The 22,125-nt window shown below is 36.2% G+C and carries 21 protein-coding genes; 10 read left to right on the forward strand and 11 right to left on the reverse strand.

What is annotated here, in order from left to right; translation table 11 throughout:
- Positions 1–2 precede the first annotated feature (2 nt).
- Positions 3–689 (forward strand): sunset domain-containing protein, encoded by a 687-nt coding sequence (locus FFM71_RS00420; RefSeq protein WP_137610202.1) that lies wholly within the window; start codon positions 3–5, stop codon positions 687–689.
- On the forward strand, positions 689–1,525 hold the full coding sequence (locus FFM71_RS00425; protein ID WP_137610203.1) for a DNA/RNA non-specific endonuclease: 837 nt from the start codon (positions 689–691) through the stop codon (positions 1,523–1,525). The genes FFM71_RS00420 and FFM71_RS00425 overlap by 1 nt, the downstream gene beginning before the upstream one ends.
- A gap of 33 nt (positions 1,526–1,558) precedes the next feature.
- Here the strand turns inward: FFM71_RS00425 and FFM71_RS00430 are convergent, their stop codons facing one another.
- The 7 genes from FFM71_RS00430 to FFM71_RS00460 all read right to left on the reverse strand — a co-directional run bounded on the left by FFM71_RS00430 (position 1,559) and on the right by FFM71_RS00460 (position 7,365).
- Positions 1,559–1,960, reverse strand: a complete 402-nt coding sequence (locus tag FFM71_RS00430) for a MerR family transcriptional regulator (RefSeq protein WP_137610204.1) — start codon at positions 1,958–1,960, stop codon at positions 1,559–1,561.
- Between the two features lie 393 nt (positions 1,961–2,353).
- Entirely contained in the window at positions 2,354–2,671 is a 318-nt protein-coding gene (locus FFM71_RS00435) for a hypothetical protein (protein WP_137610205.1), read from the reverse strand.
- 575 nt (positions 2,672–3,246) lie between these two features.
- Entirely contained in the window at positions 3,247–4,242 is a 996-nt protein-coding gene (gene lacD, locus FFM71_RS00440; RefSeq protein WP_137610206.1) for a tagatose-bisphosphate aldolase, read from the reverse strand.
- 27 nt (positions 4,243–4,269) lie between these two features.
- A complete protein-coding gene (gene lacC / locus FFM71_RS00445; RefSeq protein ID WP_137610207.1) occupies positions 4,270–5,214 on the reverse strand; it encodes a tagatose-6-phosphate kinase in 945 nt (314 codons plus the stop codon).
- A gap of 401 nt (positions 5,215–5,615) precedes the next feature.
- Positions 5,616–6,131, reverse strand: a complete 516-nt coding sequence (gene lacB, locus FFM71_RS00450) for a galactose-6-phosphate isomerase subunit LacB (RefSeq protein WP_137610208.1) — start codon at positions 6,129–6,131, stop codon at positions 5,616–5,618.
- A 17-nt stretch (positions 6,132–6,148) separates the two neighbouring features.
- A complete protein-coding gene (gene lacA / locus FFM71_RS00455) occupies positions 6,149–6,583 on the reverse strand; it encodes a galactose-6-phosphate isomerase subunit LacA (protein WP_137610209.1) in 435 nt (144 codons plus the stop codon).
- Between the two features lie 17 nt (positions 6,584–6,600).
- Complete coding sequence (locus FFM71_RS00460) at positions 6,601–7,365, reverse strand: DeoR/GlpR family DNA-binding transcription regulator (RefSeq protein ID WP_137610210.1); 765 nt, start codon at positions 7,363–7,365, stop codon at positions 6,601–6,603.
- Positions 7,366–7,635: 270 nt separating this feature from the next.
- Here FFM71_RS00460 and FFM71_RS00465 point away from each other — a divergent pair, with 270 nt between their 5' ends.
- From FFM71_RS00465 to ppk1, 5 genes are all read left to right on the forward strand, one after another.
- Complete coding sequence (locus FFM71_RS00465; RefSeq protein WP_137610211.1) at positions 7,636–8,148, forward strand: PTS sugar transporter subunit IIA; 513 nt, start codon at positions 7,636–7,638, stop codon at positions 8,146–8,148.
- A gap of 15 nt (positions 8,149–8,163) precedes the next feature.
- Positions 8,164–8,469: a PTS sugar transporter subunit IIB gene (locus tag FFM71_RS00470; RefSeq protein ID WP_137610212.1), complete on the forward strand. Its 306-nt coding sequence runs from the start codon at positions 8,164–8,166 to the stop codon at positions 8,467–8,469.
- A 26-nt stretch (positions 8,470–8,495) separates the two neighbouring features.
- Positions 8,496–9,914: a PTS galactitol transporter subunit IIC gene (locus FFM71_RS00475; protein ID WP_137610213.1), complete on the forward strand. Its 1,419-nt coding sequence runs from the start codon at positions 8,496–8,498 to the stop codon at positions 9,912–9,914.
- A gap of 352 nt (positions 9,915–10,266) precedes the next feature.
- On the forward strand, positions 10,267–11,640 hold the full coding sequence (locus FFM71_RS00480; RefSeq protein ID WP_137610214.1) for a DUF2252 domain-containing protein: 1,374 nt from the start codon (positions 10,267–10,269) through the stop codon (positions 11,638–11,640).
- Positions 11,641–11,667: 27 nt separating this feature from the next.
- Positions 11,668–13,671 carry a polyphosphate kinase 1 gene (gene ppk1, locus FFM71_RS00485; RefSeq protein WP_137610215.1) on the forward strand — a complete coding sequence of 668 codons (2,004 nt, stop codon included), beginning with the start codon at positions 11,668–11,670 and terminating at the stop codon, positions 13,669–13,671.
- Between the two features lie 218 nt (positions 13,672–13,889).
- Here the strand turns inward: ppk1 and FFM71_RS00490 are convergent, their stop codons facing one another.
- From FFM71_RS00490 to FFM71_RS00500, 3 genes are all read right to left on the reverse strand, one after another.
- Entirely contained in the window at positions 13,890–14,795 is a 906-nt protein-coding gene (locus tag FFM71_RS00490; protein ID WP_137610216.1) for a proline-specific peptidase family protein, read from the reverse strand.
- A gap of 598 nt (positions 14,796–15,393) precedes the next feature.
- Positions 15,394–15,804: a type II toxin-antitoxin system HicB family antitoxin gene (locus FFM71_RS00495; protein WP_137610217.1), complete on the reverse strand. Its 411-nt coding sequence runs from the start codon at positions 15,802–15,804 to the stop codon at positions 15,394–15,396.
- A 23-nt stretch (positions 15,805–15,827) separates the two neighbouring features.
- A complete protein-coding gene (locus FFM71_RS00500; protein ID WP_137610218.1) occupies positions 15,828–16,019 on the reverse strand; it encodes a type II toxin-antitoxin system HicA family toxin in 192 nt (63 codons plus the stop codon).
- A 251-nt stretch (positions 16,020–16,270) separates the two neighbouring features.
- Between FFM71_RS00500 and FFM71_RS00505 the strand changes: the two genes are divergently transcribed.
- From FFM71_RS00505 to FFM71_RS00515, 3 genes are all read left to right on the forward strand, one after another.
- A complete protein-coding gene (locus tag FFM71_RS00505) occupies positions 16,271–17,581 on the forward strand; it encodes an NEAT domain-containing protein (RefSeq protein WP_171000421.1) in 1,311 nt (436 codons plus the stop codon).
- A gap of 480 nt (positions 17,582–18,061) precedes the next feature.
- Entirely contained in the window at positions 18,062–18,826 is a 765-nt protein-coding gene (locus FFM71_RS00510) for a threonine/serine exporter family protein (RefSeq protein ID WP_171000422.1), read from the forward strand.
- A gap of 2 nt (positions 18,827–18,828) precedes the next feature.
- Positions 18,829–19,290 carry a threonine/serine exporter family protein gene (locus FFM71_RS00515; protein WP_137610220.1) on the forward strand — a complete coding sequence of 154 codons (462 nt, stop codon included), beginning with the start codon at positions 18,829–18,831 and terminating at the stop codon, positions 19,288–19,290.
- A gap of 478 nt (positions 19,291–19,768) precedes the next feature.
- Here FFM71_RS00515 and FFM71_RS00520 read toward each other — a convergent pair whose 3' ends face one another.
- Positions 19,769–21,898: a hypothetical protein gene (locus tag FFM71_RS00520; RefSeq protein WP_137610221.1), complete on the reverse strand. Its 2,130-nt coding sequence runs from the start codon at positions 21,896–21,898 to the stop codon at positions 19,769–19,771.
- Positions 21,899–22,125 lie beyond the last annotated feature (227 nt).

The raw sequence follows: 22,125 nt of genomic DNA on the forward strand, positions 1-22,125 counted from the left end.
GGATGACGAAACTAGTAGGTGTAGTAGCATTTGGATTTATCATCTATTTTACTGTAAAAATGTTCAAGTTTCGCAAGTTAAAACTGGACGATCGAGCCAGCAAAGCTTTAAAAAAGCGTTATCGCAGTGGTTTATTACTTAGTATTTTAATCATGATAATCACCTTAGGATTTGGCGGTGGCGGCAATACCGAGCAAACCACGTCCAAACAAACGGGGAGTGCCGATACTACTAAGGTTGTTAAGAAACAGAAGTATATCGGTAAGGACAAGTATCAAATTGCCAAAAAAGAGAATGTAGCGTTACTTGCTAAGCAGAAAAAACTTCAAGATCAAGCCGACAGTATACAATCTCAAAAGGATCAGATTGCTAGCGATGAGGCTGCTGCTAAACAAAAGGAACAAGATCAGAAGGCAGCCGCCCAAAAACAGCAAGAAGAGCAAGCTAAAGAGGCACAAAAACAACAGGAGCAAGCTGCGGCAACTCAGAAGCAACAACAAGCTTCCTCACAAACGCAAACTAGGGGAGACATGAATACTTCGAGCGCCGGATCGATTGTTGGAAATACTAATTCCCACATTTATCACGTGCCTGGTCAAGCCGGTTACAATATGAATTCTTCCAATGCTGTATATTTTAATAGTGAACAGGAAGCTATTGCGGCGGGATATAGGAGGTCGAAGCGCTAATGAAAAAGTTAGTTAGATTCTTAGTTTTATTGTCCTTAATACCAGCTACAGCAACCGTCACAACACAAAGTCAGGCTGCATCTAAGAGCAATGTTAAAACTGAATACGTTAAGAATTACTCTTATCAAAAGAAGACCAAAAAGTTAGTTTCCAAGAATAAACAACTCAAGAAATCCATAACCAAGTTACAACAAGAAATCGCTGACAATCAAAAATACCTTGATGATCACAACAACAAACCCACACAAACGGCTGCCAACACTGATTTAGCTAATATGGATTACAACGGCACCCAAGAAATTGTCGTCAATAATAATAATCCTAGTTTTAACCAAGATGATTTGAGTACGGCTAAAGGCGCTTGGCAACAATATGGAGATCTCGATAATTTAAATCGAGTAACGGCTGCTAATGCAATGTTGAATATTTCACTGATGCCATCGGCTAAACGTGAACCTTTACACTGGAATCCAACTGGTTGGCACAATAAGAAAATCAGTGGTGGCTGGCTTTATAACCGTAGTCATTTGATTGGTTACCAATTGACCGGTCAAAATAATAATCCGAAGAATTTGATGACCGGAACACGTTCATTGAATAGTCCAGAAATGTTAGCTCATGAAATGGATATTGCTTATTACTTGAAGCAGAGCAGTTCACATTACATTAGATATCGTGTTACACCAGTTTTTCGTGGCGATGAGTTATTACCTCGTGGCGTCCAAATGGAAGCACAATCGATTGGTGATAATTCAGTACACTTTAATGTTTATATCTTCAACGTTCAGTCAGGTGTCACATTAAATTACGTAGACGGAACGAGTCAAATTGGATAAAAATAAAAAGACGGTCATAATGATCGTCTTTTTTTACTGGCTAAATCTTCGAGCAGCACTAAGACTGTCTTTCTTAGTACCTTTGATGATGGCATCTTCCAATTTGATTTTCTCATCCAAACAATTTAAGCGTTCAGTTGCCGAATTCAAGTCAGATTGAGCTTTTTCACGTTGATTCAATAACAATGCATGCCGTTTTTTCAAAGCCGCAGAACCCGTTTTCTGGCTTAATTGGAGATACTTTTGAATTTCAGAAAGGGATGAACCCAAATCACGTTGAAACTTAATGCCATTCAACCAAGTAACAGATTCATCATCGAAAATTCTTTCGCCATCAAAATCACGCTGAACAGAAGGGACTAAACCAAGATCACAGTAATAGCGAATTGTCGGAATGGATAAATCAACAATTTTGCTTATTTCAGAAATTTTCAAGAATAATCATATCCTTTGAATGAAATTTTCAAGGATTAGAATAGCATCTTTACAGGTGAGTGCTGAGTACATTGTGTCAATGAAGGGGTCGGTTTATGGCTTTTGTACTTTATAAAGATTCGGTTGAAAAATACATCTGAAAATAAAGTGAAATAATAATCAGAAAAAATAGCCGGAGGGTTCGAGGAGGGGAGGTAACCAGCAGTAGTAGTGGTGTTAGGGCGTTTCGCCCTTACAGCACAGGACGTGTTTTGAGATTCGCGCACTTAGCGAAGCTCAAAACCGAGGTGAGAGACCTTGGCTCGAACCGGTCCTACAGCAGGTTACCTCTCCTCCTCGAACCCGGAAGCGGAAAAAATCCCCATAATCCATAACGGACTAAGGGGATCCTCATTATTTTTGCTTAGACTTGTTAGTAGCTTTTTTAAAAATAGAGCTAATAATAAATATAACAACAACCGCCATAAAGACAAAAGTGACAATCGTATTGATATAGTCAAGATTAGCAGGCAATTTAACAAAGTTCATCAATGTGATATAAACGCAGTAAATAGCGATGAATGTCAAAAGAATCGTATCGCCAGTCCAAACCTTTTCTTTATCACGATGTGAGTATTTTGAAATCATGTAGATAATGTAAATGACGATCAATAGGACAGCAACCATTGATGTAATAGCGTTTCTAGCAAGTTCAAAGTTAGCAGGTACCATAATTTTACCCCCAGATAAAATTTCTAAATAATATGTTGTGTTAATTACCAATGTTTTTAAGCATTGATTTTAATTATATCTGTATATTCGAATGATTAATATATTTATCTGAAAATTGAAAGTTTGATGCATTATGCCGCTTTCAGCTCTTCCAACTATTTTTTTAATAATAAGAATGTCCAATTGTAATCTTTTGCCATTTGAATAAATTGGTAAATAAATTGAATTTAGACCTATAATAACAATGATTATATTAAGCTTTCGCTTTTCAATCTTCAGATATTTATACTAAGTTAAAGCAGATCAACTAGTCGGAAGGGAAGAGAATATTCACCAGCTGTGGGTGTGGCGTTATGGCTTTAGCCATTACACAACCGGGCGAGTTTGGAGACTTACCGTTTTGTGGTAAGGCTTCAAACCGAGGTGTGAGACCTTGGCTCACGCCGGTCCGCATAGCAGGTGAATATTTCTCCTCCTTGGAGACGGCCTAAAAGAAAAAACTGAACTTTCCCGAACAAAAAGATTGTCCAAGAAAACCCAGTTTATTCAAAGTACATAAATTTTAAAGTTTTAAATTAGTCTTTTGAAACTTTGTCTTTCCATGAAGTTGCAGTTTCAGCAAGAACTTCGTTCAATTCTTCAATGTTCTTCTTACCTTCAGTGTTCATCCACTTCTTACCAGCTTCTTCACCATCTTTGGCGAATGGTTCGATAGCGCCTCTCCATGTGGCACGTCCACATAGAACACCATTGAACTTAGCATCAGCATCTTTAGCTAGGTGTAGTTCATCTCTGAAGGCCTTAGCTGAAACGCCGGCACTCAAGAAGATATATGGCAAGTTTGTAGCATCACTTTGTTCCTTGAAGTACTTGATAGCTTCATCCTTTGTGTAAACAACAGGGTTGTCGCCATTAAATCCTTCAACGTAGTCAAGGTTAATAGGAACTTCAACCTTCAAAACATCGATGTTGTACTTAGCTTTTGAGAATTCTTTCATAGCTTCGATAACTTTGTGAGGCTTTACCTTAGCATATTCGGCACTCTTAACGTCACCGATTGAGTCATCGTATGTAACTAATTCAACGAAGAAAGGAATATCTTCAGCAACACATTCGTCACCAATTCTTTCTACAAAGGCTTCCTTTTGGTCGATGATTGATTTATCTTCATCTGGATCGATGTAAAGCAAGAACTTGATTGAGTCTGCTCCGGCTTCCTTCAAACGACGTACTGACCATACTGAAATCAAATCAGGTAATCTACCTGCTTCAGTTGCATCGTAACCAGTTTTTTCGTATGAAACTAATAAGCCTGAACCTGCTGCTCTAACTTTTGATGCTGGAAGACCATATTCTGGATCCAAAAGAATAGCTGAAGCATAAGGTGTCAATTCAGAAGCAATAGCTTTCTTGAATTCAACGATATCTTCTTCGTTAGCTGGCTTGTTTGCGGCTGCGGCTAACATTTTCTTTAGTGAACCACGTTGGTCAATAGCAAGAGCTGCAATAACTCCGTTCTTGTCAGACATTTTTTCTAGTGCTGCGTACTTTTTTGGTGTTGTCATATACATTCATTCCTCCGAATAATAAATTAAACATTAGTACTTAACTATGTCTACCTGTTCAAAATAATCCTCATACTGACTAATGTCAATATTTCCAGTCTTTTCCTGTAAAGTATTTAGGATACCGACTGTCATAGCTCTTTTCATAATATCTTCTGGTTTTTCATCTTTAACCAAACCTGCAGCTAAACCAGCTACAGTGGAATCGCCTGATCCAACAGGGTTAACGGCGTGAATTTTTGGAATATTTACTTTGAAGAAGTCATTTTGGTATTTAACGAATGCACCCTGTGAACCTAGTGAAACCACAACCCAAGGAATTCCTTTAAAAATTTCTTCGGTTGCTAATTTGTCTTTCAAATCGTTCAAATCACTGATTTCTTTACCAATTAATTGAGCAATTTCATCTTGATTTGGTTTGATCATGAACGGTTTAACGTCGCTTTCTAGAGCTAAACGCAATGCCTCGTTAGAACTATCTAGTACAACGGGAACGTCATGTTTAGCAGCTACGTTGACCATCTTAGAATAAAGGGCCGTAGATAATCCTTGTGGTAAGCTACCAGAGATTGTTACTAATTTGAAACTACTTACTTGATCGTCGAAATGTTCTAGAAAACTATTTTCGTCGTCTTTTGAAAGGATAGGACCTGCTTCAAGAATTTCGGTTTGATCACCATTGTCGTGTAAAATGGCAATACAATTACGAGATTCTTGGCTGATCTTCATGAAAGCGTGATCGATGTCATTTTCATCAAGTTGCTTAGTAATGTATTGGCCGATTGTTCCACCAATAATACCTGATGCCGTGACATCAACGCCGAGTTGCTTAAGGACCCTTGTAACGTTTAATCCCTTACCACCAGCTGTCTTGGAAACATCCTTAACACGATTGACGGTGTCAATATTCAGATGTTCTAGTGGATAGGAGATGTCAACTGAAGGATTCATTGTGATTGTTAAAACTGAATTACTCATTGTGCGGACCCCTTTATAATATTTAAAATAGTCTGTTTCAGGCCATTAAAAATGGGTTCTATGAAAAAACCTCTCAGAGTTAGTCCGGCTTCATGCATTGGACATTAGTTCAGTGCATGAAGCTGGGCTAACTCTATTTATTTCATATAGCCCTTGATGAGTTACACAATGGCAGCTCACGTTTTTGATTTTTAATTGGATATGGGTTGGAGATAGATAGAGGGTGTTTATATTTGAGGTTTTAAGCCCTTTATATAGGCAGTGGCTCTAAAACGAGTTCCGATAGGGCAACTCCTTCCGCTTTTCATAGATATGTCAATCACACGCAAAACCGGCGTGTAATTAACATATCTACGAAAATGCTCGGGAGCTGGGCGCCCTGTCTCCACTCTCTCTAATCTTTAATCGTGATAAAATCCTTCGTCCCATAGCTTCATTTCGTGATCGTAGAAGTGTGGATTGTCGTGTTGGTCTGGATTGTCTTTTGCTTCAACGGCATCAATCTTCTTAACTAGATCATCATCTTCACCTAAATAGTCAGCAGCAAGGAATGTCTTTACGATTTCTTCACATAGATGTTCACCGACAACGGCACCACCGAAACTGATAACATTGGCATTTAAGTGTTCTTTGGCATATTTTGCTGTTGTTGTGTCAGCAACTAATGCGGCACGAACGCCTTGGTTCTTGTCAGCGGCTGTTGAAATACCAACACCGGTACCACAAAGTACAACACCATAATCAGCTTTGCCATCACGAACAAGGTTGGCTACACGTAATCCATAGATAGGGTAGTGTGTTCTTGAATGGTCATATGTACCAACATCAATAACCTTGTGGCCCATAGCTTTTAACATTTCTGAAATCTTAATTTTAGTATCTGTAACAATATGGTCGTTTCCTAATGCAATAATCATAAATTGATTTCCTCCTATTAATATAGTTTTTCTAGCATGTCCAAACGGATTTGGTGACGTCCACCAGCATATTCAACGCCTAAGTATTCATCAACGATTGATTCAGCACGTTTCTTACCAACGATTCCTGCACCAATAGCGATTGCTTTAGCACCGTTATGTTGTGTTGTCATGTGAGCTGTGTTTTCTTCAGTAACGTTAGCTGTTACCATACCGTGAATCTTGTTACTTGCCATGGCTGAACCTGTACCGTATTCATCAAACATAATTCCACGGTCTGTTTTACCATCAAGTACGGCGTGTGAAACGGCAACTGATGAATCAACGAAGTCAGCAGCTGGTTCTTCTGAAAGGTCTACAATTTCGTAGCCTTTACCTTCATTTTCAAGATAACTCTTGATGTAATTTTTTAATTCGAATCCTGCTTTATCTGAAGCTAATGCGATTTTCATAAAATGAATCCCTCCAATTATTTGGTAATTAATCTTACATATTGTTGATAATAATCGATAGTCTCTTTTGAAGTGCTCTTGTTAGTAACCAAGTAATCTACATCGTCCAAACTATAGAAGGTATAGAAATCATTACGATTTAACTTATATCTATCAGCAACGATGTATTTCACTTGTGAGTTATTTAAAGCGACGCTCTGAATTCGACCCTCTTCGGTATTGGCAGTCATAATTTGCGAATTTTGAATACCATTGACACCGACGAATGCTTTGTCGAATTTCAATCCACTCACAGCGTTGCTTGCCAAAGCACCAATTAATGTTCCTGAACGGCTACGATAAATGCCACCTGCTAAAATTAATTCACAATTAAGATCTGAATTTTTAAAGCTTTCAAAGACAGGAATACTAATTGTTACGACTCTCAAAGAATTAATATCTTTAGTAATGTTTTGAGCAATCAATTCAAGTGTTGTTCCTGGACCGATAAAGACAGTATCGAAATTTTCGATTTGATCAGCTGCAAGTTTAGCTAGTTCTTGTTTTTCTTTGATATGAACTTGGCGTTTTTCAACATGAGAAGCTTCTTCTAATGGAGAAACACTAATTTTTTGTGCGCCACCGTGGATCCGAATCAACTTGCCAGACTCTGACAACTCTTCAAGATCACGGCGGATAGTCATATCGGAGCAACTCAATAATGTAGTTAAATCATTGACAGTTACAATATCATTTTTTTCTAATTCCGATAGTATCTTTAGAAAGCGTTCTTTCTTTAACAAAAGATCACCTCTTTTTGTTTACTATTGTTCGTTACAAACATAATTTAGCATTGGAATGTTCACTTGTCAATCATTTTTGATAACTTAATGGTTATTTCTTTGTAAGCATTTACTTCGTTAAGAGACTTGAAAAAACGTTGGTTCAGTACTATATATAGGAAAGACTATTTATGGTCTTATAAATTAATATTTTGTATTGACATATTTTGTGCAAGCGTTTACTATTGTTCTTGTAAACAAAAACAAACAAACAGGTAGGTGATGGTGTTAATGGGCGAATTAGCTGCTGATCAACTATTTAGCGAAAACGAAGTTTATATTTCAAAGGCTTCAACACAAGAGGAAGTGTTTCGCGAAATAGCAGATTCTTTATTAAAGAAAGATCTTGTAACTGAAGACTTCATTAATAACTTATTAGAACGTGAACAAAACTATCCTACTGGAATTGATATGTCAGTTGTATCTCCCAAGATACCCAATATAGCTATTCCACACACGGAGAGCGAATTCGTCAAAGCACGAATGATTGTTCCTATTAAGTTAGATAAAGAAATTTCTTTCCGTAATATGATTGATCCATCGAAAGAATTTCCAGTGAAGTTTCTGTTCATGATTCTAAACAATGATCCAGAAGGCCAATCAAATATCTTGGCACAGATCATGGACTTTATGGCTCGTACTTCTGAAAACGAGCTTGTACCATTCTTTAAGAGTGACGATCCTAAAGAAATCTATTCATTCTTGAATAGAAAATTCATTAAATATGCGAAGAGCAATGAATAAAAGGAGAGTGTAATTATGTTTAAGATTTTAGCTGCTTGTGGTGCTGGAGTTAACTCAAGTCACCAAATTAAGGATGCTTTGGAAACAGAAATGAGCAACCGTGGATATGAAGTTCAAGCCGACGCCGTTATGGTTAAGGATATTACTGAAGATATGATGAAGGACTACGATTTGTTCACACCAATCGCTGCTACAGATCTTGGATTCACACCAAGCTGTCCAGTTGTTGATGCTGGTCCTATCCTATATAGAATGCCTGCTATGGCCGCACCAGTTTATGACCAAGTAGAACAAGCTATTAAGGACAGTGGCAAGGTATAAAAATGTTCATCTAGGGGGAAACGGAAATGTCAGGAATTATTAGTTTTGCCAACGCGATATTCAAACCGTTAATTGATCTTGGTGCCGCACCAATGATGTTAATTGTTTTGACTATTATCGCCTTGATTTTTAGAGTTAAATTCTCTAAAGCTTTGGAGGGTGGTATTAAATTAGCCATCGCTCTTACCGCCATTAGTGCCGTTATTGGATTGTTGACAACAGCCTTCCAAGACGCATTGAACGCGTTTGTTAAGTCAACTGGTATTCAATTATCAGTAACTGACTTAGGTTGGGCTCCACTTGCTACTATCACTTGGGGTTCACCTTATACATTGTTCTTCTTGCTTGTTATGGTTATCGTTAATATCGTTATGATCGTTATGAACAAGACAAACACACTTGATGTTGATATTTTTGATATTTGGCATCTAGCTTTCGTTGGTTTGCTAGCAATGTTCTTTGGTGCTAACTTACTAATCACAACATGTCTAGTTATTTTCATTGGTGTTTTGAAGATTATCAACTCAGATTTGATGAAACCTACTTTTAATGATCTATTACATGCACCAGCTTCAAACCCAATGACTACAACACATATGAACTACATGATGAACCCAATTATCATGGTCTTTGATAAATTATTCGATGTTATCTTCCCATGGTTAGACAAATTTGACTTCGATGCTGCCGCATTGAACAAGAAAATTGGATTCTGGGGAAGCAAGTTCGCTATTGGTATTTATTTAGGTATCTTTATTGGTTTACTTTCACACCAAGGTGTTAAAGAAATCTTCACATTATCATTTACAGCTGCTTTCTGTTTGGAACTATTCTCATTGATCGGTTCATGGTTTATCGCTGCTGTTGAACCATTGTCACAAGGTATTACAGACTTCGCTAACAAGAAACTTAAAGGTCGTACAATGAACGTTGGACTTGACTGGCCATTTATCGCCGGACGTGCTGAAATCTGGGCTGCCGCTAACGTTTTGGCACCTATCATGCTTCTTGAAGCACTTGTATTACCTGGAAACAAGATCTTACCTTTAGGTGGTATCATCGCCATGGGTGTTACACCAGCATTGCTTGTTGTTACACGTGGTAAGATTATCCGTATGATCGTTATTGGTGCTATTGAATTGCCTCTATTCCTATGGGCAGGTACATTATCAGCACCTATGGTTACAGCTACAGCTAAGAAGCTTGGCGCATTCCCTAAGGGTCTTGCATCAGGTACAATGATTTCCCACTCAACTATGGAAGGTCCTATTGAAAAATTCTTGGCTTACTTAGTAGGTAACGCATCAACTGGTCAAATCAAGTTTATTCTTTACGCTGCATTAGCACTTGTTGCATACCTATTGATCTTTATCTGGTACGCACAACAAATGAAGAAGAGAAACAAGATTTATGCTGACGAAGCTGCTGCTAAAGCTGCTAAATAGTATATAAATTTAAAAACTCCTGAATAATTATATTCAGGAGTTTTTTTGCGATAATTCTGAAGTTTCAATGCTGGAAATTGAATTGGAGTCTGTTAATATCAGTCATGACAGTTTCAAACGATAAATCAACATTATTTCGACAAAATATGGGGGAGTATATTGATGAAAAGAAATGACATTTATGTCCAAGAATTGTTTTGACTCGTAATTAATATTTAGTTATAAATAGTCTCTAATTTAGTCATACTTAAAAAATATATTTTAGTATAGCAAACTTTAATGCAAAAAAAGGTGAAAGCTGACTGTTATCTTTGCTAGCTATTGTATAATAATACTGAGGAGATGACCGTGAATGAGCAGAACACCATATACTTATCAGGATACTGATGCTTTTAAAAGTACGGAACAATTAATTATCAGAGGCCGTTTTTTTGCGACAACTGTTTCTGATAAATTTGATCAATATGAACCAGAAAAAAGAAATATCCATAAAATTCTGAATATCAAAAATAAACTGTTAGTTCCAGAACTTTTAGCGGTTAAACGTGAAAGAATGTCGAAGTCACTCTTTGCATTCTTCCGTGGAACTGTAGATGTGATGCACTATGACATGTCTCGTAACGAGAACAGTGGCATCAAGGTTTTAGTTGGTGGTGACGCCCATCTCGGTAATTTCGGGTTTTACGGTTCTTCAGAAGGACAATTGCTCTTTGATATGAACGACTTTGATGAAGCTCATTTAGGTCATTGGGAATATGATTTGAAACGCCTATTGGTCAGTGCTTTGATTGTGGCTCGAGCACATGGCTTCGTCGAAACTGACGTTCAGGAATTTTTGTTAACGGTGGTCGATACTTATTTTGATACCCTCAAACATATGACAAAAATTTCTGAAATGAAACGATTTATTTTACCAAATACGCTCCAAAATATTACAGAGATATTTGGGATGTTAAAGGACAATGAAGAGTATTTCCAGGAATCATTTAATAATATGATTGCTAAAAGTATCAAAAAAGCTCAGAAGAGCAATTCACGACTGGTGATTGAAAAATATACTGAAGTCAGTGCCAGTGGTGAGCGTCGTTTTGTTGAAAATAAGCCAGTGACGCAACATATTAGTGAAAAAGATTATAAGAGTGTCGTTGATGGCTATAAGAAGTATAAGAAAAATCAACGTAGCGATGTCAGACTATTTTTGGAAGATTTCGATATTGTTGATGTAGTTCGTCATAGCGTAGGCGTAGGGAGTGTGGGAACTCTTTGTTATTTGATTTTGTTACAAGATTTGGATAGCAATTACCTAGTGCTTCAAGCTAAACAAGCATTACCAATTTATAATGACGACAAACTTTACTCTGATGGTGCAATTAGTCAGGGTCAAAATATTGTTAACAGTCAATTGATTTTACAAAGTGCATCTGATCCATTTTTAGGGGCCTTCGATACTAAAAAATATAGTTTTTATATGCGTCAGTTCAAGGATATGAAATCATCCATCAATTTAGATAAATTGGATTTTGAATCGTTCGAGGATTATACAAAGGTTTGTGTCATTCTACTTGCCAGAGCGCACTCACATTCACCAAACTACCCATTGATTATTGGCTTCGGTGAAGAGTACGCAGACATTGCCAATTCGTTGATGAACTTTACTAATCAGTATGTCAAACAAGTTGAATACGATTACGAATCATTTAAAAAAGAACAGAGGGATGAAGGATAAATATAGGAATGAAGGTTAATTAGCTATATGAAGGATAAATATTATAATAGGGATTTAAGTTGGATATTATTTGATAATCGTGTTATTGATCAAGCATATGATAAGAAAGTTCCATATTTGGAAAAACTTAGATTTTTGGCCATTGCCTCAAACAACTTGGATGAGTTTTTCCGTGTGAGAATGCACAACATTCATACGATGGTTAAACAGGACCGATCAGAGAAACGAACTGGATTTTCCGGTGAAGAGATTCTCAGTTTGGCCTATGAGTTTAATGCTCGTAATATCGAAAAGCAGTATACGGCCTACAATTCATTGATGAAAGAGGCTAAAGATACCGATCTTTTTAAATTAATGAAGTTTGCGGACCTAAATGATTCAGAGAAGAAACATGTCAAAAAGTTTTATAATAAGAAAATTGTGCCCAGATTAGATATGCAGCGCTTCATGAAGGGATTCAAGTACCGCCGTAATTTGAATTTGTTGATGGAAACGCCTAAATATATTTATACTTGTCCAATTCCAGAAGATCTTGGCCGTCTTGTTGAAACTGGAGTTGACGATCACTACATTTTAATAGAAGACGTGATTCGTCATTGTTCTTCTGAAATGATCAGAAAGTATAAGATTTCGAAATTCTATGTTTTCCGAGTTACGTATGATCAGAATAAGCCATATGACTTTTTGGACGAGAATCTGACAGATGAAGAATATCTGAATAAAATGATTAATTATGTTGATACGCGTGACTTGAGAAAGATTACTAGGGTGGAATTTTCTTGTAATGGTGATAAAAAAGGTCGCGACTATTTTGCTAAATTACTCGATATTAGTAAGAAGAGTGTTTACAAAATTCCTGGACCTGTCGATTTAAAGTTTTTGGGTAATATTTTTAAGCTTTATAAAGATCATCCAAGTTTAGTATTTCCACCGTTTGATGCTTTACAGTGGAATGATACTAATAATATGTTGCAATACTTAGATAAATCACCAATATTCGTGCAATATCCATATGATTCATTTAATGTCTTTATTGATTATTTGGAAACAGCAGTAAACGACCCTAAGACGACTAAAATCTACATGACAATTTATCGGACTGAAAATAATTCTGATTTATTGAGGTTGCTTAAAGAGGCTGCTGTTAAGGGAATCGATGTCACAGCAGTAGTTGAATTGCGGGCTCGATTTGATGAAGTTCATAATATTGAAGTAGCTAAAACGTTGCAAGAATCTGGTGTAAAGGTTTTATTCGGAGATAAAATCAACAAAGTTCACTCGAAAATTTGCTTGATTTTACACGCTGATAATACAGGTTATGTGCAAATTGGTACCGGAAATTACAATGCTATCACGGCTAACGTATTTTCAGATGTCAGTTATTTCACAAGCAATCAAGATTATATCGACGATGCTACTAAATTCTTCAATTATTTGGTCACTGGCCAGAAGGAACCTTACAAATATTTAACGGCTTCACCAAATGGAATCAACGATATGGTGATTGCCAATATTAAGCGTGCTACTGAGGCCTATAAACGTGATGGCCAAGGCGAAGTCTTTATGAAAGTTAATGGTTTGACTGATGTTGATATTATCGATGCTATTTATGATGCCGCTAAAGAAGGTCTACCATTCAGACTAATAGTCAGAGGCCCTTGTTCGTTGAAACTGGGCGTTTGTGGTCCTAAAGAAGATATTCGAATTAAGAGTATTGTCGGTGAACTATTGGAACACAGCCGAATTTTCAAGTTCCAATATGGTAGTGATCATACCGATGTTTGGATTTCATCAGCCGATATGATGACGAGAAATCTTGAACGTCGTGTGGAAATTGCAGTGCCTATCATTGAAGAAAAACCTAAACGTCAATTGTTGAAGATCATCAAGATGTTTTGGAAAGATACTGAAAACTCCTATCATCTTACGGATGATGGAAACTATGTTAAACAAGATGTTCATCATGGAATTTCGGCTCAACAGACTTGGTTAGGTCGATTACAATATCGTAAATATATCCATACAAAATAAAGTACGTAAAAAAATCCTTCAATTTTTTAAAATTGAAGGATTTTTTTAGTGGATTGGAAATATTGTCTTTAGTATTTATATGGGCAGTGGCTCTAAAACGAGTTCCGACAGGGCAACTCCTTCCGTTTTTCATAACTAAGTAAATCCCCCGCTAAGTTCGGCGTGCAATTCACTTAGTTACGAAAATACTCGGGAGCTAACCGCCGTGTCTCCACTCTCTAATCGTTAAAGTTACCAGATTCAACGTCTTTGATAAATGTTTCCAAGTGATCAAAGTAAACAGGCGCGTTATCAATCATGTGATGATGACCACCATTTGGAGTTGTTACTAGACGTGCATGAGGTATTTCCTTTTGCATGATCTTTGCAGTTGGGATTGGCATCGTTTCATGTTCACCAAAGGTCAATAATGTTGGAACGGTGATTTCCTTAAGGTGTTTTCTGAAGTGCCAGTCTTTTAATTTACCTGTGATGACGAATTCATTGTCGCCTTGGAATGTGTTGTAAACGGCTGTACCAGTTGTATCAACTAGGTGTCTGATAGATTTTGGCTGTTTACGGTCAATATATTCTGCGTTCAAAATATCAACGTAACTTTGATATGTAGGGTCTGAAAGATTGTTGTCAGCTTCGATTTTTTCCATGTACTTAACTTTGTCAGGGCCTAATGTGTCCAGACGGCATTTGTTAATATTTACAACATAGTCATCAATCTCGTCGACCATACTTGAGATGATAGCGCCCTTAAGGTGTTGTCCATATTTAGAGGCGTACATTTGAACCAAAGCGCCACCCCATGATTGGCCAATGAGGTAGAAGTTTTCTAGTCCAAGTTTTTGTCTAACTTCTTCAACTTCTTCCAAGAAATAGTCATAAGTTAAATATTTTTTAGCGATTTCGGGGTCGCTGTAATCAGGTTGATCTGAGTACCATGATCCAAGTTGGTCGTAGAAAGTTACTTGAACGCCGAGGTCGGCTAATTTGTCACCAAAGTTTTCCCAATATTCATGGTTTCCGCCGGGTCCGCCATGTAAGCAGAGTAATTTGATGTCACCGTGACCTTGAGTGTGTGTCCATAAGTGGTATCCGTTATCTAAAGTAAGGATTGTTGTTCCTTGTTTCATAAAAATTCACCTTCCTGCAAATGATAATTATAAGTATATATCTATCTCTTAGTTTATTTCAAATAATCCATAATATTATTTTAATAATTCTAATTTAAAAATCATTTTATGACGTTAAATGATACCGCTATCAGTTCTCGCACTTGAAGACAGAAATAATTATACTTATTAGATTTATTCATGGGAATATTAATAATCGTAATTGATTCATTGAAATGCCCTATATTTTAAAATACGAAAAAAAGAACCGTTCTTTTGAACGATTCTTAAATTACTTACTGAACTTTTAGTTTTTGTCTAAAGGTTGAAAGTTTAGTTAAGTATGCCGTTTCCAGAGCTGAGAGTATTCATTTGCTGCGCGGAACGGCCCGAGCCAAAGAGCGGTCTCGGACCTCGGTTGAAGCCTCGCAAAACCCGCGAGTCTTCAACACGCCCGGTGGTGTAATTGCTAAAGCAATAACGCCACTTTCGCTGCAAATGAATACTCTCAGCTCTTCCAACTAGTTTGTTTTTAATGGGCGGAACAATAAAATGAAGATTTATGAGTATTTAAAAAAATTAGCTCTAGGCTTGTAATAGTAATCGTTAGATTAATTTTTCACCTTTCAACCTTCAGTTTTTGTTTTAATCCTTCTAAAAGTGTTTCAGAAAAATTTATATTTTTTTCCTCAGCTTCCTTGGCTATATCAGCTGGTAGTGTCGTATTCTTTTTAACATAAGGAATTTTTACTTGAGATTTAATTTTTTCTAAATCAACACTTACAAGGTTTACAATCGCTTGGGGATTATCTTTTCTTAACTCGTTTAAATTTGATGAAGTAGGTAATTCGGAGTCTTTTTTTTCATAAAGGGATAATCCCAGCACTTCGGGAGCCCTATCTAGAGCTTCAGCAAGATTATTACCATATGTTAAGGCATCAGGAACGTCAGGAAAATTAACGCTGTAAACTCCAGGATCATTTTCACTATCGTCAAAAATCGCGGGGTATACTATTAATCTTTTTTTCATTTTATGTCCTCCTAAAATAGAGATTACTTTAATCCAGCTTGTTTCAAAATATAGTTATATGTTTTTGGTGGGATGTTATCTTTTAACCTTGAGTATGACACGGTTACGAATTTTCCGTGATCATTGGTTAGTCTATGATGATCACCAATGATACGGATTTCGTAAAATTCGTGTTGGTTTAGTAAATCTAGAACATCTTTTACTTTGTGCTGCATGGTGATTTCCTCACTATTATAATACGTATTCAGGGCGTACTAATAAATCTTTTTGATTGACCGATTATTTGCCACCAAATACAAATTACGATGAGTGAAGATTATTAAAGGACAAACAAAGTGTGATTTTTAAAATATTTATGAAAACCTACAATAAACAAATAGATTATTTTATATTTCGAACAACATGTCGTAATATTTAAATGTATGAAATAATTATGATAAAATTGGTATATGTTAAAAGGGGCGATATGATGAAGAAATTGCTAATTAGTCTATTGTCTGTGGGGATGCTCTTAGGAATATTTGGTGTAGTAGGAAATAACACGAATGCACCTAATGTAATAGAAGAAACAGTTCAAGCAGATTCGACCAGCAATAGTAAAACAATTAATTATGAAGTTTATAAAGAAAATTCAAATACACTGTCACCAATGAATACGTTGTTTACCAAGAGTGCAACGATTACTCCTAATGATGACGGGACGTATAAAGTGACGCTTACTGGCAGAAATTCCAATCTAAGTGATTTTGACGTAACAACGATTGATGGTCAAACGCCAAAAGTTATTACCGGTAGCAATAATCACAAGGATATTAGTTTTAATATTGCTAGTTTAGAAGATTTGGATAAAGACATTCCAGCGACAGTTCAGACTAAAGTTTTGAATATAAATGTTGATCAACAAAATGTTACTTTTAAATTTGATTCCAGTTCAATGTATACACAAGGAGCCAATAGTTCCTTTGCGGACAGTTTGAATAAACTTACGCATGCCGAGAATGATATTACTAATGGTGTCAATAATGCTAAAAGTATTGTCAGCGGGTTACAAGCTAACGATGCCAACGATAATATTATTTCCACACCTAGTAATGATTCATCAACTAGTTCAACTACAGACAGTAAAACTACTGCTACAAAAGTTGATCCAAAAACAATTTTGAAAGAATTAACTTATAGTATTGCTAAAAATAATGGTGATGGTTCTCTGATTTCACCTTACTTCACTAATACAGCCAAATTGATGCAAAATCCTGATGGCAGTTATTACGTTGAAGCAACTATTAAGTATCCGAAGAAATTTGGAACGAATGCCTTTGAAATTAATTCAATCAATAATCAAAAGCCATTCAATATTAGTTTCCGTAGTGAAGGTGACAGTAATTATATAACATTCGACTTTCCAATTAAGAAAATAACTGACCTGAGTGATTTGATTCCAGGTAATATTACTATGAATATTCCTGATTTTGGTTTGAATAAAGATTTAGGATTCAACTTAAACTTTGATAGTTTAAATCCTTCAGATTTATCGAGCTTAATGAGTGGAACCGACACGTCAGGCATGTCAGATTTGATTTCAAGTTTAGGTAACATTAGTAATTTAGGTGATGTAAAGCCAACAACCGATACAAAATCAAACACTGCAGCTAAACAAAGTACCAGCACATTGCCACAGACGGGTAATGAAGCAAACGGTATTGTAGCAGCAATTGGCGTACTGGTTTTGATTTTGACATTGGTTTTATTAAAAGGTACATATTTAAAGAAGAGTTAAGTTTATAAAACATGGTCAACTTTTGATTGTTAAAATAAACAGACACTGTAATCCAAAATCGGATTACAGTGTCTGTTTGCTTTAAGCAAAATTCAATTTATTTACCAATTTAGTTAAATAGTAAAGGATTACAATTGGACATTCTTATTATTAAAAAGCTAGTTGGAAGAGCTGAGAGTATTTATTTGCAGCGAAAGTGGCGTTATTGCTTTAGCAATTACACCACCGGGCGCGTTGAAGACTCGCGGGTTTTGCGAGGCTTCAACCGAGGTGCGAGACCGCTTTTTGGCTCGGGCCGTTCCGCGCAGCAATTGAATACTCTCAGCTCTGGAAACGGCAGAACCCATCAAAATTTCAACCTTTAGTCACGCAGTAAATGAAGTCCCTTAACTCTAGAATCGACAAGTTTTTACTTTCTACTCTATTTGTGTTAATAATATTCTAATAATGAAAATTATCTACCATTTGGAGGGAACCATTATGGGGGCTATCAGCGAAAGAGATATTGTCACTCTTTGTGGTCAAGTGGGAACGATTCTACTAGAGAATGGTGCCGAAACGGCTCGAGTTGAAAATACAGTTGAATACGTAGGAAGAGCTGCTGATTTACCGGTTGTTTGTCATGCGACAATGACTGGTATTTTTGTTAGCTCAGAAAAAAGTGCTACCACTAGAATTTTCAAAGTCCGTGTTGGTGATTTCAACTTACAAAAAGTAGATGACATCAATACTTTATCAAGAGAATTTACCAGTCATAAGATTACCTACGAGCAGTTACAAAATGAAGTTGACCGAGTTGAGAATGAAAATCGAGACTTCTCATGGCTAACAAAATGTTTCGGCGCGGGACTGGTATCCATGCCACCAATGTTGTTGTTCAAAGCCACTTGGGGAGATTTAGGGATAGCTTTTTTCGTCGGAATTATTGGTTATGTTGCATCACAGTATGTCGGTCATCACACGAAAATCCCTTATATACCAGTAGCTGTCGGTAGTCTGGCAATCAGTATGTTGGCGCATGTTTTAGGAATTTATGGGATAGCTCACGATGCGAATTACATCATTATAAGTGCCTTGATGCCTTTAGTACCGGGGGTTCCAATGACCAATTCGTTACGAGAAATCATTGAACGAAACACTATTTCTGGGTTAGTCCGAGCCACTGATGCCATTATGTCGGGAATTTCCATTGGCAGTGGCGTTATAATCGGACAAATCATTATCAGAACGGTGATGGGAGGCTAATTATGTCAGAAATTATTTATGGATTTATCTTTGGTTTCCTATCAAGTGTTGGTTTTGGAATTATCACCAATAATCCCAGAAGAACTTTGATTCCAGCGGGATTAGTCGGTGCCATTGCCTGGATCGTTTATATAGTGGTCGGCTGGTATAATCATGGTTTGATCATGCCAAATCTCATGGGAGCCGTGGTCATTGGAATATTAGGAAATCTTTTTGCTATTTTAGTAAAAGCACCAGTCAATATTTTTTACGTCCCTTGTCTAGTTTCGCTAGTTCCCGGAGCAATTTTGTATGATAGTATGCGTAATTTTACTTTAGGAAATGATAGCCAGGCTGCGTATGGGTTTGTTAAAGCTTTGACGGTTGGAATGTCATTAGCAATTGGATTTATAATCGCTGAAGTAATTGCTAATAAATTATATCCGCCCGTTAAACGATATTTAGCTAAACGAGAAAAAAGATAGTTGTTGTGTGTGGTACTAGTTTTATATCCAGTTTATTTAAAATTTTAAACTAAAGGTTGAAAGTTTAATTATGTATGCCGTTTCCAGAGCTGAAAGTATTCATATGCTGCGCGGTACGATTCGAGCCAAAAGGCGGTCTCGAATCTCGGTTGAAGCCTTACCAAGAACCGGTAAGTCTCCAACACGCCCGGTGGTGTAAGGACTAAAGTCCTAACGCCACTTTCGCGGCAAATGAATACTTTCAGCTCTTCCAACTAGTTTATTTTTTTAATGATGGGAATAATAAAATGGAGACTTCTGATTATTTAAAATCGGGCTTTAAATAATTTGGCTCTAGGCCTGTAACAATAATGGTTATATTTATTTTTCACCTTTCAGATGAAATTTGCTAAAAATAAAATCCCTTCATTCTTAATTAGGAGAATTTTCTGTTTCCTCTAATTAAGAATGAAGGGATTTTTGCGTCTAATGTAAAGATCTATAGAGTATCGCTTATAGTCCAGTCTAACGTTGTTGAATATTGACCGGCCGGAATGGACTTATTGCCATCGTTTATGTGAAGTAATAATCCTTTATTGTCCGCCCAAGAAATAGATGATAATGTTTCTCCATTTGCAGAAACGTAAATAGGAACAAGATTGCCTGTTAATAGCGAGGTGAATTCACCAGTAGAACTATTTGGATTGTAGAATCTTAAATCGCCTGGGAATTCTGTATCACCGTTACTTAGTTGACCTTTTTGTTGAACAGATATTGTTTGACTACTTTTATCAGTATCACTTCTGTCATCTTGGATAGACAATATCGGTGAATTATCATTTTTAACTCGATGTTTAAGAGTGTCTTTATTAACAAATGAATTAAGAAAACCAAAATCTATATGCGATGGAGATAATGTAACTCCGCCACCGGGTTCAACTGCATTGTCGAAATTGATAAGTTGCTCATTACCAGTTGCGTCAACAAACATCGGCTTACTATTATCACCATTTTCATATCCACCAACACCCTTAAAAGTTGGAGTAAAGGTGAAATCATCCTGATGATCATCCGTTATCGTGCCATTAAATACGAGATTAAATTGACTATCAGCCATTCCTTCTGGATCTAGGGTTAAATCATTGACAGTTAGAATTTTTTTTGTGTTGTCGTCTGGATCAGTAGTGACGTTAATGCGGCTTGAATCTACGGTATTAACGACATTACTATTATTTGTGAATTTGAAACTATTAGTATCAACGTCCATTTCCTTGGGAATAGGTACAGTATAGATACCTTTTGAAATAGTTCCCGTATTTGTTCCAGTGTTGTCATAGGTTGAATTAAGATTGGCAGTATATTGGATTAAATCATCTTTTTTTACATTTTTGACAACTAAGTTTTTCTCATTTGGATCTTGTGAATCACTTTCATGATTAGTCAAGTTATGAAGTTCGTTGTCTAGTTTAATATCTGGTAAATTATCGGGTATTGTTGGTGTTACTGCTGGAATCACAGTAAATCCACCAAAATTAGTGATAAGTTGTTCAGATTTTGTCGTAGGGAAAACGAAACCTGATTTATAAGTATAATCCAATACTAATTGTGCATAGACACCATTTGTAAATGGATATTCCACAGAATCATTGATTGGATCAACTTGTTTGTAGAATAAATACTCAAACTTCAAATTTGATGGATCATAACCGTTCGACATATCTATTACATCATCTGATATGTCAATCGGTTTTTTCTCATTAAAATCCTTTTTACGGTAATCTCTTCTCCAATGAAGGGTTAAACCAGTAATTTGGAAATTTTTCAATTCTGGACGAGAATAATTTTTCATTGCTGTATACACTTGATCAAAAATATCTTCTCGTATGTTGAAATGCATCAAAGTATTAATGTCGATATACATAGCATAATCGCTAGAGTCCATGACGCTACCAAGCCGCAAATCCAAAAGTGCAGGCATATTATTAGTTACTTGGGCGGTAATCATAATGTAACCATTTGATGGAATATATTTATAAAGATTATTTGTTTGTGTTGAAGATCCTACCAAAGTGGCTGTTTTATCGGAAGTCATAGTTATAGTATCTCCATATCCTGAAAGTTTAGCAGTTTTACCAACTTTGGAGGAAGATACTGGTTTGTCCTTATTTCTTTGAATAGACCAAGAACTGGCTATTCCAAGTGGTTTGGGATTAATACTTTTTAAAGATAAGGTTATAGTATTACCAACATTTATATCGTTTTGAACCGTACTAAACAAAAACCCTATGTCTGCCTGTAGATAGTATCCATTAACGTTGACTTCTCCAGTTGTGACCCTATTGTAGACAGTCAATGGAGAAATTAATGAATTCAATAGGGTAGTTTTATTAGTACTAGTTGTGTCCTGCATTGGAGAATCAAATTGAGTAACAACATCAGATGTTACCTGTTTATCAGCAGTCTTGGTTGCAGCCAAAATTTTAAATGAGTCTGAATTCAGATTTGAAGTTACAGTATCTGCTTTGATTATTTTGGGAGCGATGGAACCAAAGACCATGAGTGTAATCATTAATAATATTCCAATTTTATTCTTCGTCCTACCAAAGAATAATTTATTAAATTTCATCATAATTTCCCTCCTTTAATTATTGATTCACAAAGAAAGGAAAGGCATTACAAAATAAGTGATTGGTCGTTAAGAATATTTTTGGTTCGCATATATAATGCTATATCTGCAATTATTGTTCTAATTTGTAAAAGAATTATTTCGGATTTGGTTCCTTTCATCTAGTTCATAATTTATCCCCTAAATATGATATTCTTTTCACAAATTAGTATACATATTGTTATTCAAAT

Source organism: Companilactobacillus huachuanensis (assembly GCF_005404815.1).
In the GTDB taxonomy this organism is placed as follows: domain Bacteria; phylum Bacillota; class Bacilli; order Lactobacillales; family Lactobacillaceae; genus Companilactobacillus; species Companilactobacillus huachuanensis.

What these genes read in the sequence shown, in the direction of transcription:
- FFM71_RS00505 (WP_171000421.1), top strand. Translation starts at nt 16,271, where the DNA reads ATGATGAAGAAATTGCTAATTAGTCTATTGTCTGTGGGGATGCTCTTA.
- lacD (WP_137610206.1), bottom strand. Translation starts at nt 4,242, where the DNA reads ATGTATATGACAACACCAAAAAAGTACGCAGCACTAGAAAAAATGTCT.
- lacA (WP_137610209.1), bottom strand. Translation starts at nt 6,583, where the DNA reads ATGAAAATCGCATTAGCTTCAGATAAAGCAGGATTCGAATTAAAAAAT.
- FFM71_RS00500 (WP_137610218.1), bottom strand. Translation starts at nt 16,019, where the DNA reads ATGCAGCACAAAGTAAAAGATGTTCTAGATTTACTAAACCAACACGAA.
- FFM71_RS00470 (WP_137610212.1), top strand. Translation starts at nt 8,164, where the DNA reads ATGTTTAAGATTTTAGCTGCTTGTGGTGCTGGAGTTAACTCAAGTCAC.
- FFM71_RS00520 (WP_137610221.1), bottom strand. Translation starts at nt 21,898, where the DNA reads ATGATGAAATTTAATAAATTATTCTTTGGTAGGACGAAGAATAAAATT.
- FFM71_RS00435 (WP_137610205.1), bottom strand. Translation starts at nt 2,671, where the DNA reads ATGGTACCTGCTAACTTTGAACTTGCTAGAAACGCTATTACATCAATG.
- FFM71_RS00515 (WP_137610220.1), top strand. Translation starts at nt 18,829, where the DNA reads ATGTCAGAAATTATTTATGGATTTATCTTTGGTTTCCTATCAAGTGTT.
- FFM71_RS00495 (WP_137610217.1), bottom strand. Translation starts at nt 15,804, where the DNA reads ATGAAAAAAAGATTAATAGTATACCCCGCGATTTTTGACGATAGTGAA.
- FFM71_RS00475 (WP_137610213.1), top strand. Translation starts at nt 8,496, where the DNA reads ATGTCAGGAATTATTAGTTTTGCCAACGCGATATTCAAACCGTTAATT.
- FFM71_RS00465 (WP_137610211.1), top strand. Translation starts at nt 7,636, where the DNA reads ATGGGCGAATTAGCTGCTGATCAACTATTTAGCGAAAACGAAGTTTAT.
- FFM71_RS00480 (WP_137610214.1), top strand. Translation starts at nt 10,267, where the DNA reads ATGAGCAGAACACCATATACTTATCAGGATACTGATGCTTTTAAAAGT.
- lacB (WP_137610208.1), bottom strand. Translation starts at nt 6,131, where the DNA reads ATGATTATTGCATTAGGAAACGACCATATTGTTACAGATACTAAAATT.
- ppk1 (WP_137610215.1), top strand. Translation starts at nt 11,668, where the DNA reads ATGAAGGATAAATATTATAATAGGGATTTAAGTTGGATATTATTTGAT.
- lacC (WP_137610207.1), bottom strand. Translation starts at nt 5,214, where the DNA reads ATGAGTAATTCAGTTTTAACAATCACAATGAATCCTTCAGTTGACATC.
- FFM71_RS00425 (WP_137610203.1), top strand. Translation starts at nt 689, where the DNA reads ATGAAAAAGTTAGTTAGATTCTTAGTTTTATTGTCCTTAATACCAGCT.
- FFM71_RS00420 (WP_137610202.1), top strand. Translation starts at nt 3, where the DNA reads ATGACGAAACTAGTAGGTGTAGTAGCATTTGGATTTATCATCTATTTT.
- FFM71_RS00510 (WP_171000422.1), top strand. Translation starts at nt 18,062, where the DNA reads ATGGGGGCTATCAGCGAAAGAGATATTGTCACTCTTTGTGGTCAAGTG.
- FFM71_RS00490 (WP_137610216.1), bottom strand. Translation starts at nt 14,795, where the DNA reads ATGAAACAAGGAACAACAATCCTTACTTTAGATAACGGATACCACTTA.